The 10,227-nt window shown below is 58.4% G+C and carries 10 protein-coding genes and 1 pseudogene; 3 read left to right on the top strand and 8 right to left on the bottom strand.

The window, feature by feature from the left end:
- The 7 genes from G3I74_RS11055 to G3I74_RS11030 form a co-directional block, all read right to left on the bottom strand.
- The coding region (locus G3I74_RS11055; protein ID WP_164211633.1) for a transposase zinc-binding domain-containing protein at positions 1-809 on the bottom strand (809 nt) is incomplete at its 3' end.
- A 125-nt stretch (positions 810-934) separates the two neighbouring features.
- On the bottom strand, positions 935-2,404 hold the full coding sequence (locus G3I74_RS11050) for a diguanylate cyclase (RefSeq protein ID WP_164211632.1): 1,470 nt from the start codon (positions 2,402-2,404) through the stop codon (positions 935-937).
- A 25-nt stretch (positions 2,405-2,429) separates the two neighbouring features.
- Complete coding sequence (locus G3I74_RS11045) at positions 2,430-3,008, bottom strand: heme NO-binding domain-containing protein (RefSeq protein WP_275401525.1); 579 nt, start codon at positions 3,006-3,008, stop codon at positions 2,430-2,432.
- A 115-nt stretch (positions 3,009-3,123) separates the two neighbouring features.
- Positions 3,124-3,792, bottom strand: coding sequence for a DMT family transporter (locus G3I74_RS11040; protein WP_164211630.1), 669 nt, complete (start codon positions 3,790-3,792; stop codon positions 3,124-3,126).
- Between the two features lie 671 nt (positions 3,793-4,463).
- Positions 4,464-4,667 (bottom strand): hypothetical protein, encoded by a 204-nt coding sequence (locus tag G3I74_RS15725; protein ID WP_203594681.1) that lies wholly within the window; start codon positions 4,665-4,667, stop codon positions 4,464-4,466.
- A 48-nt stretch (positions 4,668-4,715) separates the two neighbouring features.
- Positions 4,716-4,901 carry a hypothetical protein gene (locus G3I74_RS15720; protein WP_203594680.1) on the bottom strand — a complete coding sequence of 62 codons (186 nt, stop codon included), beginning with the start codon at positions 4,899-4,901 and terminating at the stop codon, positions 4,716-4,718.
- Positions 4,898-5,470, bottom strand: a complete 573-nt coding sequence (locus G3I74_RS11030) for a nucleotidyltransferase domain-containing protein (protein WP_164211629.1) — start codon at positions 5,468-5,470, stop codon at positions 4,898-4,900. Before G3I74_RS11030 ends, G3I74_RS15720 begins: the two co-directional genes overlap by 4 nt.
- Positions 5,471-5,595: 125 nt before the next feature.
- Here G3I74_RS11030 and G3I74_RS16120 point away from each other — a divergent pair, with 125 nt between their 5' ends.
- Positions 5,596-5,721 (top strand): hypothetical protein, encoded by a 126-nt coding sequence (locus G3I74_RS16120; protein ID WP_275401512.1) that lies wholly within the window; start codon positions 5,596-5,598, stop codon positions 5,719-5,721.
- Between the two features lie 556 nt (positions 5,722-6,277).
- Positions 6,278-8,653 carry a penicillin acylase family protein gene (locus G3I74_RS11020; RefSeq protein WP_164211628.1) on the top strand — a complete coding sequence of 792 codons (2,376 nt, stop codon included), beginning with the start codon at positions 6,278-6,280 and terminating at the stop codon, positions 8,651-8,653.
- A 32-nt stretch (positions 8,654-8,685) separates the two neighbouring features.
- Here G3I74_RS11020 and G3I74_RS11015 read toward each other — a convergent pair whose 3' ends face one another.
- Complete coding sequence (locus G3I74_RS11015) at positions 8,686-9,750, bottom strand: class I SAM-dependent methyltransferase (protein ID WP_164211627.1); 1,065 nt, start codon at positions 9,748-9,750, stop codon at positions 8,686-8,688.
- Between the two features lie 21 nt (positions 9,751-9,771).
- On the opposite strand from G3I74_RS11015, the pseudogene G3I74_RS11010 reads away from it, so the two are divergent.
- A pseudogene (locus G3I74_RS11010) lies at positions 9,772-10,203 on the top strand (transposase); the annotation flags it as partial.
- Between the last annotated feature and the right edge of the window lie 24 nt (positions 10,204-10,227).

Raw genomic sequence — 10,227 nt, 5'->3', positions numbered from 1 at the left:
GGGTCCTCTTCGTCCAGCACACCGCTAAAGTCAAGCTGCTCGGTGTCGCGCTCCAGTAAGCCTTCGCGTTCCAGCATCCGCCCCACCCGGCGGGCGATGGTGTGGGCCAATTGCGTCAACTGGGCCGACGTCGGCTCGCGTACCCACTGGAATCGGGGTCGGTTGTCGTGGGGCGAATCCACCACGTAGACCCCATCGAGAAACAGCATGTGGAAGTGGATGTTGAGATTCAGCGCTGAGCCGAACCTCTGGATGAGCGTGACCGAACCCGTGCGGGCCGACTGCTGCGTAAAGCCGGCCTGCCGGATCAGGTGGCCGGCAATGACCCGATAGACGATACCCAGCACGCGACCCATGAGTGCCGGGTGGGTGGCCAGAAGAAACCGTAGCGGATACGGGAGACTCAATACCCACGCGCGACGGCTCCGCTCTCTTACTGCATGCGCTTCGCGAAAGACGTGCGGTCGCTCTCGCCTGCGCTGACGAATCGGCCGCTCAGGCAACACCTGGTCGACCAGCCATGCGGCACCATCGGCCATGCGCCGGGCTCCACAGCTAGGGCAGAACCCGCGGCGCTTGCAGCTGAACGCCAGCAAATGCTCGGCGTGGCAGGTGTCGCATCGAAGGCGCAGGAATCCGTGCTCCAGCCTGCCGCATTGCAGGTAGCCATCGAACGCCTGCCGCACATGGGCGGGCAGTTGTTTGCCGGCCTCGGCCAGGTGGTCGGTAAAAGCCGGGTAATACCGCTCGACGATCTGGCAGAGCAGTGTTTGTTCGGATCGGTGGCGCTGGAACCCAACACTGCCCATGCCTAGACTGACCGCTACTCGGCCGCTTGCAAAACGGCAGGATCGCAAGCAGCGGGCACACTGTCAGTCGGTCAATAACTCGTTATCGAGTGAGAAATCAACCCTGCAGGACGGTACAGACCGGGTTACAGGATCTGATTCCTGCCACTCCGTTTGGCAGCATAAAGTCTTGAGTCGGCGTACTCGATCAAGGCTTGTGGAGTCTTCCCATGTGCTGGGTAGTAGCTAACTCCACCAGAGATCGTGATCGGTTCATTGACCGGTCCGCACAATCTCTCATGTAGCGTCTGAGACACATCTGTGCGTATCCTCTCAGCCCGTTCGGCGCACTGGATTCGGCCGGCGCCGGGCAAAATCACTAAGAACTCCTCGCCCCCGTATCGACAGGCAACGTCATCACCACGGACGTGACGATTAAGGAGCCCCGAAAGTTCGACCAGCACCCGATCTCCAACATGATGACCAAATCGGTCGTTGAATGACTTGAAGTGGTCTATGTCAATCATAATGAGCCCGATAGGCCAGTCAGTGTCGACTGCCTTCTCGGCTTTTTGAATTTGTTGCTGAAAAAAATTCAGCATATACCGTCTATTGGACAGACCGGTTAGCGGATCCCGAACGGATTGCTCATGAAGCTTGCCTTTTACGTGCAGGCTTTCAAGCGCCTTGTTGATCTGTTTCAGAGAGGTATTCACGAAGACACTCTTGGAAATATCGGGCATGGCATCCGAGTAAGCAATCCAAATCGCCCCGTAGATGATCCCGTCGAATATCAGAGGCTCTTCTACTTCCTGCAAAAGCGTCTTGTCTATCGTTGCAGCCCCCCACCGGGAAACGACCTGCATTTCTTGCTTTGGAGACGCTCGGTACTGGATCACACCCAAACTGGATGGCATTAGTCTGGCAAACAAACGTGCAATCCCGGTAAATGCCGCGTCAAGTGTTTGGCAACCCTGCAGCATCTCGCCAAGATCATAAAGGCGCGTGATTTCTGCATTGCGTTGCTCCAATAGTTGGATGGTATTTTCCAGTTGCTCATTGGCGTCGCGGAGCTGACTTGTGCGCTCGGCTACAGTTTGTTCCAGTGACGCCCTGGCTTTCTCCAGCTGCTTCTGAACCGTTTTACGCTCCGCTATTTCTTTCTTGAGTGCCGCAGCCATTCGCCGACTGTCGGTGAGCATGTTTTGCTGAGTCTGAAGTATGACCAGAAAATCAATCGTCGAGTCGTACTTTGGGAAATCGCCCAGATTCAGCTTGAGACGGTCGATATCGTCCTGGCTGGTGATGACCGGAGAACATAGAAAGATCAGGTAGTCCTGGTCTTTGGCAGAGAATGGAGCCCACTGTCCTTTTAAGGTGACGGAGGTTTCGTGGTCTTTCAGAAAAAAAACCGACGAGCCCGACGCGACGATATCGTCATAACTTTTGGTACTGGAAGGCGTCTCGACTTCGACGCATTCAAGAAATGGCTTGCCTTTCCATTTGGACCCTTCAAGCTTCCGCAGAGAGGGCCCGGTCTGAACAACAGTGAGGCTTTTATCGAGGACAATATGGAATGGAAATGCAGAGCAGAGTAGCTTATGGATATTGTTCATGACTGCTCTGGGTCAGGCGGGACCGTCATCGATTCTTTTTTTTGGTCACTGAGACCCGATAGATGTCTCGCTCGTTACCTTCTGAAGAATGAACAAGATGTTCGATCAGGACATCCTCACCGCAGCTGTCTGCCACGCCCTCAAGCATCCCGTGGACCATAGGAAAAAGGCCGTCGCGGGTTGAGAAATAGTGCAATTCGAAGACGCTGGGAAGATGGTCGTCGAATGAACCCGTCTCAAGCTCCTCGACCCGGAAATTTGGAGGTTTGAGCTCGGGCATCAAATGTCCGACTCGGGCGTGGATTTCGTTGACGTTGCTCATGAACTCGCTGGAAGTCGAGCCGGCCATATCCAAAAGCGATTTGTACTCGGTACCGGCAAATCCGATCCACCATTTACCAAAGGCCTTCAAGACATCCGCAGGCTCCATCTCTAGTACATCGCTTGCTGCCATGACCAGTTTCAGAGTCTGTTCATCAGGGTATGGATCCATTGCGACATAAACATCGTCGCCTCCAGCTTTCTCCGAGATTCTCTTCCAGATCTCTTCAGAAAACATCTCGGTGACCATTCTTCGTATTCCTTGATGCACCAGCCCGTACATAGTTGCCCCCAGTTTGTTCACGATCAGCTTTGGGAGTATAGCGATCCGGCATTGTCGGTTCCATAGTCTCCATGACCACGTGACCTGCAGTATCATTTGTCAGTTTGAAGTTAGATCAATTTTCTCCTGCGTATAGGAATTTTAAGCGCCCTATTGCCTGATTTCCAGCAGTATCCACGGCCTCGCCGATCCATAGTCTGGTGCCAATTTGCATCCTCGGTCGCCCGGTTTGCGGGTCGCGGGTATCGCGCGTGCTGAAAATCCAGTACAGCGCCCACAGCACCGTACTGCCCAGCGCCAGACCGACGCCGACCGGGTTGGCAAACTCCAGCGCCAGCACCTGGCCGCGCGTGGCGATCGCCCAGACCCCGGAGTAGGCGACCAGTCCCCCGATCACATCCATGCGCGTCAGGCGCTGTCCAAGCAGGGGGACGGCGAGGATGGCCAACGTGAACGCCCAGGTGTAGTTGAGCGGCTGCGCCTCCTGCGCCGGCAGCCGATCGTAGGCCTCGAACAACACCACGTAGTAGGCCAGCGGATTGATCAGGCCCAGCGCCAGCGAGTACAGATAATCGCGCCGGCTGCCGCGCAGCACCTGACCCAGCCGGCCGGTGGCCACCAGCAGCAGCCCCAGCGTCAGCACCGACGCCACGCAGGCCCAGGCCAGCAGCTGGATCGGCGCCAGATGCTCCAGCGACAGCTTGAAGGCCGTGGCCACCGTCGACCACATCAGCACCGCCCCCAGGGCGAACAGCAGCGCGCGCTTTTCGTTGACGGCTTCCATGAACTGAGTGCAGATGTCAGGGCTCGGCTAAGGGGTTGCGTATAGGAATTTTAAGCGCCCTATTGCCTGATTTCCAGAAGTATCCACGGCCTCGCCGATCCATAGTCTGGTGCCAATTTGCATCCTCGGTCGCCCGGTTTTCGGCGAATTTCGCTCTGTCTCAGTCAACCCAGCCCTGAATCGTCCTGATTTTCGGTCATCAAGCCGAGCGGGCACGAGCGCCGCCAGGCCGCGCATGGATGGAACCCGACCTGAAGTTGATTTCCTGCGATTCAGTGAAGCAAGCCGCCGGGTCCGGGAGGCGCCCGACTGTCAGGTCACAGCCCGGGCACGTCCTTGCTGGCCAGATGACCCAAGATCCGCTCGATGACCGGCGGGTCTTCAGCGCAGGCGTGAACGCAAGGGCGAATTGCCCGCAGGGCGAGAAGCCCTGAAGTGGAGCCGTTGCGCGTACATGCGATGACCTTGACCGAGCCGCCGCACTTCGGGCAAGTTTCGACATCTCGGCAGGGTCTGCAGCGTAAATACCTTGCGGCCGCGGTGCGGACCGACGGTGATGCGACAAGTGATGGAGTGGCCCACCAAATCCGTCATCGGGTCCTTTTCGTCCGGCACATTGCTGATGAGCAATTGGGGTCATCCAAAAACTCCTGAAATTCGCTCAAGCCCTTTTACAGGCACTCCGGCCGATTGGCGTTCAGCCAGGCTTTCGCTTGGTTGAGCAGGTCATGGGCATGTTCAATGCATGTCTCCATAGCAGCCGTCGAGACAGGATCACCGGAATAGTCACTGACGTTCCGCTGCTTTCGCAGGCTGTCGAGCGTGATCATGCGCTCGCGCTCGAGCCTAATCGTCCGGGTGAGTGACTGGATCATGGTCATGTGGTGCCCTGGCCGGCTGGTCAATGTCCGGTAGCCGTTGGCCTAGAGGGCTGCATTAGCCAACTGCATGATGGCCTTGTACGCTGCATCAAAGCGGTTCTCGGGGCTGATGGCTTCAACCTGCGCATCCGCCAGATTTCGTTCGGCCGCCACGATGAGCCTTCGGATGGCTTCAGGATTGACATCAATGCGCTCCAGAGAACTCCCCACCAGGTTGTCCAGCGTCATGGGGTTCTTCCAATCAGGTCAATCCGCGCGTTGCTGAGAATATTTTCGATGAAGCTGTTCCCAGACTTCGACAGAGCGGCCCATTCGTCGGGTCGATAAAGCTTCGGGTTGATCTCTCGACCGATGGCCTCCTGGGCGGGGTAAAGCGCCAGAGACAACTCGTCGTATTTCAGGTCCCCGATGACAAGGAGATCGACATCGCTTCCTACGCTCGCTTTTCCATTTGCCACCGAGCCAAATATGAAAGCCCACTCGATGCGGTCGGCGAGGGGACTCAAGGCCCGGCGCAAGGCTTCTGCCAAGCCAATAGTTTTCATGACCAAACCGGCAAGCTCAGGATAAATGGGGCACGACTTGTTTGCTTGATAGTGGTGCTGGTTGCCGCGCTTGGTTTGGCTGACCATGCCGGCCTCAACCATCCGGCTCAGTTCACGCTTGACGGTGCCGACCCCCATGCCTGCAGCCCGCAGGATTTCCTTTAAGTAATAACTTCGGTCCGGCTCTCCGTAGAGAAGGGCCAGGAGCCGCCGTTGGGTAGTGGTGAATAGGGCTTCCGCCAAAGCATTCATCAATCAGCTTCAGTTCCTTTTATGGGAACTATAGTTCTCTTTATGGGAACCTTCAAGACGAGGACCGCTCAGGGGCGTGGTTCAAAAAGAAAAAAGTTTGCGTATAGGAATGTTAAGCGCCCTATTTGCCGAGCATCGAAGACCCGCCGGTCATCGAGCGGATCCTGAAACACCTGGCCAGCAAGGACTTGCCCGGCCTGTGGCCGGAAAGCCGGGCGCCGCCAGTAGAGCAAGGGCGTTTGCTGCACTGAACTTCGGAAAACCGACTTCCAGCCGCGCCTCGCCGGGCGTGGCCCGGGGCCGCTCGTGCCGGCACAGGCCAACGCCGGCAAAACGGCAGATTTCGTCGATTGATTGGCGCGGATAGCGCACAACCGGGGGAATTTAGGCCTGCTGGAGGGCTGCCGGGGGCTCGGGTAAGGGCCATGGGCAGGGCTGACGCGGCTCCGGATACCGCTGGAAATCGGAAAATGGGGTGCTTATAATTCCTATACGCAGAAGAACCTGGCAGTTCGGAGAAGAACCTGGCAGTTCGGATCGGCGCTGAGACGGTTCGCCAAGACGCACCCGGCAGAACCGGCGCCGACGATGATGTAGTCGTAAGTCTTGGCCATGAAAACAGCGTCCGAAGCGGTGAATCAGGAGTTTATCGCACCGTCCAGCATAGGGATTGGAATTAGAGTCTTCAGACTAGTCTGGAGGCCCGTTGCAAAGGTCTTCGCTGGAATTCAAAAAGTGCGGTGCCTATAATTGTTGAGCGTGTTCCTGCCACGCCGAACCTGCTTTTGAATCCAAGCGGAGGCCGCTATGCGTTTTGCTCTTCGGGTGCTCGGTTATGTCATAGGTGTCTGTACAGCCCTGTTCATGACGGGCATGCTTTATGCCGCATTCACCTGGTGGAGGGCGAGCACCGTGCCGCTCCCGGACTACGCCGGTGAGGTTAGCGTTCAGGGTCTATCGGGAGCGGTCGTGGTCAAGCGTGACCAGTACGCCATTCCCTATATCGACGCTCAAAGCGAGCAGGATGCCTGGTTCGCGCTCGGCTACGCCCACGCGCAGGATCGACTGTTTCAGATGGATGTAGTGCGTCGCGCCATGTCGGGCCGACTCAGCGAACTGATGGGGCCGCTGACGCTTCGTGTCGATCAGCTGGCGCATATCCGCGGCTTCCCGTCCAAGGCAAGAGAGACACTGGAAGCCTTGCCGCCGCGGGAGCGCCAGATGGTTGATGCCTACGTTGCCGGCGTGAATGCGTATCTGAGTGCTGGTGATGATGTCCGCGCGCCCGAGCATGTGCTTTTGCATGCCCAGATGGAACCTTGGACTCCACTTGATACGGTCTTTGTAAGTTTCGGTCTTTCGCGACCGTTTACCGACGGCGGAGCAATGCTTCGCGAGCAGTTTCGCAAACAGGCGCCAATAGGTGACCAAGCACTGGACTATTTCCAGCCATTCCGATCAGATACGCCGTTGCATCTGGAAGCATCGGCTGGCCCCGAATCAGGCTCAGCGCCGTTTGAGTCCCGAAGCGGCTATTCCAATGCCTGGGTGCTGTCTGGGCGGTTGAGCGAGAGTGGTTTGCCGTTGCTGGCTAATGACCCGCATATGCCGGTGCAGACGCCGGGGCTCACGTATGCCGCGCATCTGTCGTGGCCGGGTCGAGAAGTGGTCGGCGTGACGGCTCCGGGTGCGCCAGGTTTCATCATGGGAAGAACCAATTCGATCGCCTTTGGTGTCACGTTTGCCACGGGTTCCGTAGATACAGCGGACTTCTCGATTCTGCAGCGGGATCCTGATGATCCGGATCGTTACCTGACGCCAGTAGGGGCGCGGAACTACGAGATCGAAACGGTGCGGATTCCGGTCCGGTTTGGGGACGAAAAAGAATTCACGGTCAGGCGATCGCCGGCCGGCGTGGTGTTTCCTCGCACGTTCATGCGCCATCCGATTATCGACGATGACCAGGATTTGGTGGTGCTGGACCGTTTTGACGTGACTGAATGCGAGTGCCAGTTGGCAGGCTTTCTGCAGTTGGCGCGAGCGGATAATGCCGAGGAAGTGATTGAGGCCATGTCAGTGTTTGGTGGCGAGCCCGTCAATGTGTTATTCGCCGATACCGAAGGCGATATCGGCTACGTGATGCCGGGTGGGATTCCGGAACGCACTTCCCAGGTGGGTGCATCCGTACCGGACAATCCAAGCGCACGACCACCTTTTGCTCAGCTTGTCGCCTACGCTGAGAATCCAAAATTGATCAACCCGGCCAGCGGTCGGATCATTTCTGCGAATCAGGCTATCGCCGGATCTGACTACCCGCATTACTTGAGTGATGCCGGACGTGACGTGAACCGGGCGCGTCGGATTCAGGAGTTGCTTGACGCCAGGGTGCGCCATGATCTGGATAGTTTCCAGGAAATGCAGCTTGATACGTTGTCGCCGGCTGCTCGCGATCTCCTGCCCTATCTTCGCGCAGCCACGCCATTGAATGAGGCGGATAGGCCCCTTTGGGAGATCGTTTCTACATGGGATGGCCGTTATGATGCCGATACGGCCGCGCCGTTGATTTTTTCGGTCTGGGTAAGCGAGTTGCTGTCGGCAATCTTTGCCGATGAGCTTGGGCCTCTCGCGGCAGTGGCTCAGGGGCAGATTGATAATGTAATGCCGCTGCTGGCGGCGCTGGAAGGAGATCTCGCGGGCTGGTGTGACGATCGCACCACCGATGGCGTGGATGAGTCCTGCGACGCGTTGGTTGCAGAATCTCTAAGCCGTGCAAGAGAGCGTCTGGAGACGCGCTGGGGCGAGAACCCGGATCAGTGGCGCTGGGGGCAGGCGATGGCCCATGATGCGCCGCACATTCTGTTCCGTGGTTTGCCTCTGCTGGGTGACGTCTTCTCTCGCAGTCTGCAGATGCCGGGCGGGCCCGACTCGCTCAGGGCGGCGTTGATGCCGTGGTCTGATACGTTGGACCCGGATCCACCTTCATCGACTCCGTTCATGAAGATGCTGGTTGATATGGCAGACCCCGACGCAGCGCGCTTCGCCTTCCGGGCCGGACAGTCCGGGCATTTCCGCTCGCCGCACTACAATGATCTGGCGCAACTCTGGATGGATGGACAGTACATCAGTGTCGATGATCCTGGTCCTGATGCCAGAGTGCTCACGCTGCGCCCCAGTGTTCAATGAGCCTGATGATGATGCGGCGGCCAGACGATTCGTTACAGCCGAAGGCGCTGATCCCTCTCCGACATCCCGGATAGTCTGCAATCGGCCAGTCGGCTCAGCGCAAGCATTTTGAATTTCTCCCCCATTTCTCCGGGCAGGATCAGACGCTTCAGTTCGCCGGCGAGACGCAGGCGGGACTGTTCGTCTTCGGCCTGTTCGACGCATTGATGGGCGCCCAGCGCAAGGAGGAAGTCCGCCTGCGTAGCGAAGCCCGCAACATCCAATCCTGCGCGCTGCCCGGCTTCAGCCGCTGCGCTGAAATCCACCCAGGCAGAGATGTCCGTCAGTCCCGGCCAGACAAAGGGGTCGAAGTAGGCGCGGTGGCGGAAGTGGCAGATCAGCGTGCCGGTTGCGCGTGCCGGCAGGTAGTACTCGCTTCTGGGGTAGCCGTAGTCGACCAGCAGGACCGCGCCCTTCTGTAGCGGGCGGCTGATGGTCTCAATCCAGCCGGGTAGATCCAGCGAGATTTCGCTGAAGTAGCCGACCGGCAAAGCTTCATTCAGATGTTGCGTCAGTTCTTCGAAGGCCTGCTTTAGGCGGGGCCGCGGCAACTCGAGACTCCATTCAAGACGTTGGTTGCCGAGTTTTACGCAGCGCTCGCGCAGACCTTTATCCGTGATCTCAAAGATGCTGACCGGTAGTGCGTCGGCCACCTCGTTGGCGATGATGACGCCGGTGAAGGACTCTTCTGGCGGCGCGTCCAGCCAGCCAACGCAGGCTTGTAGTGCCGAGGGTAACGTGCTCAAGGTGTCGCGTTGAACCTGCCGCAGCGCAGCGCTGGGCTCCAGAATCAGATATCGGCTCGGCTTGTCTTTGAGTCCAAGCAGAAGGTCCCTGGCTAGCGCGCCCGACCCGGCGCCAGGCTCAAGAATCGTATAGGGCTCTCCCAAGACTTCTGCGATTTCGTCAATCTGTCGGGCCAGCGCGGCGGCGAATAAGCTGCCCTCTTCCGGGGCGGTGACGAAGTCGCCAGAAAGCCCAAATTTGTGCAGGCCGTTGACGTAGTAACCCAACCCCGGCTCATACAGCGCCATGGCCATGTAGCGGTCAAACGGCATGGGGCCATGCTGGCGAATTTCTACCGCGACGGGACGACGCATGTGATCTTCGAGCCACTGGATTTCATCGCTCGGCTGGCGGCGCTCGTCCCGCCGCCGCGCCTGAATCTCACTCGCTTCCACGGGGTGTTTGCGCCGAATAGCCCCTACCGGGTCCGGATCACGCCGGCCCGCCGGGGCCGGGGTACGAAGCCCACAAAGTCAGCCCAAACCGAAGACCGCACTCCGGCCGAGCAGCGCTCAGCGATGCGCTGGGCGCAACGCCTCAAGCGGGTTTTCAAGGTAGACGTCGAAACCTGCCCGAACTGCGGCGGCACCGTCAAGGTGATCGCGAGCATCGAAGACCCGCCGGTCATCGAGCGGATCCTGAAACACCTGGCCGGCAAGGACTTGCCCGGCCTGTGGCCGGAAAGCCGGGCGCCGCCAGTAGAGCAAGGGCGTTTGCTGCACTGAACTTCGGAAAACCGACTTCCAGCC

It is taken from the genome of Wenzhouxiangella limi (assembly GCF_010499265.1).
GTDB classification, from domain to species: domain Bacteria; phylum Pseudomonadota; class Gammaproteobacteria; order Xanthomonadales; family Wenzhouxiangellaceae; genus Wenzhouxiangella; species Wenzhouxiangella limi.
The sequence above is the reverse complement of the archived record's forward strand: the minus strand, read 5'-3'. Positions and strand labels throughout refer to the sequence as shown.

Coding starts and splice junctions, on each gene's coding strand:
- G3I74_RS11050 (WP_164211632.1), bottom strand. CDS start 2,404: ATGAACAATATCCATAAGCTACTCTGCTCTGCATTTCCATTCCATATT.
- G3I74_RS15725 (WP_203594681.1), bottom strand. CDS start 4,667: ATGATCCAGTCACTCACCCGGACGATTAGGCTCGAGCGCGAGCGCATG.
- G3I74_RS11020 (WP_164211628.1), top strand. CDS start 6,278: ATGCGTTTTGCTCTTCGGGTGCTCGGTTATGTCATAGGTGTCTGTACA.
- G3I74_RS11045 (WP_275401525.1), bottom strand. CDS start 3,008: ATGTACGGGCTGGTGCATCAAGGAATACGAAGAATGGTCACCGAGATG.
- G3I74_RS15720 (WP_203594680.1), bottom strand. CDS start 4,901: ATGACGCTGGACAACCTGGTGGGGAGTTCTCTGGAGCGCATTGATGTC.
- G3I74_RS11015 (WP_164211627.1), bottom strand. CDS start 9,750: ATGCCGTTTGACCGCTACATGGCCATGGCGCTGTATGAGCCGGGGTTG.
- G3I74_RS11030 (WP_164211629.1), bottom strand. CDS start 5,470: ATGAATGCTTTGGCGGAAGCCCTATTCACCACTACCCAACGGCGGCTC.
- G3I74_RS11040 (WP_164211630.1), bottom strand. CDS start 3,792: ATGGAAGCCGTCAACGAAAAGCGCGCGCTGCTGTTCGCCCTGGGGGCG.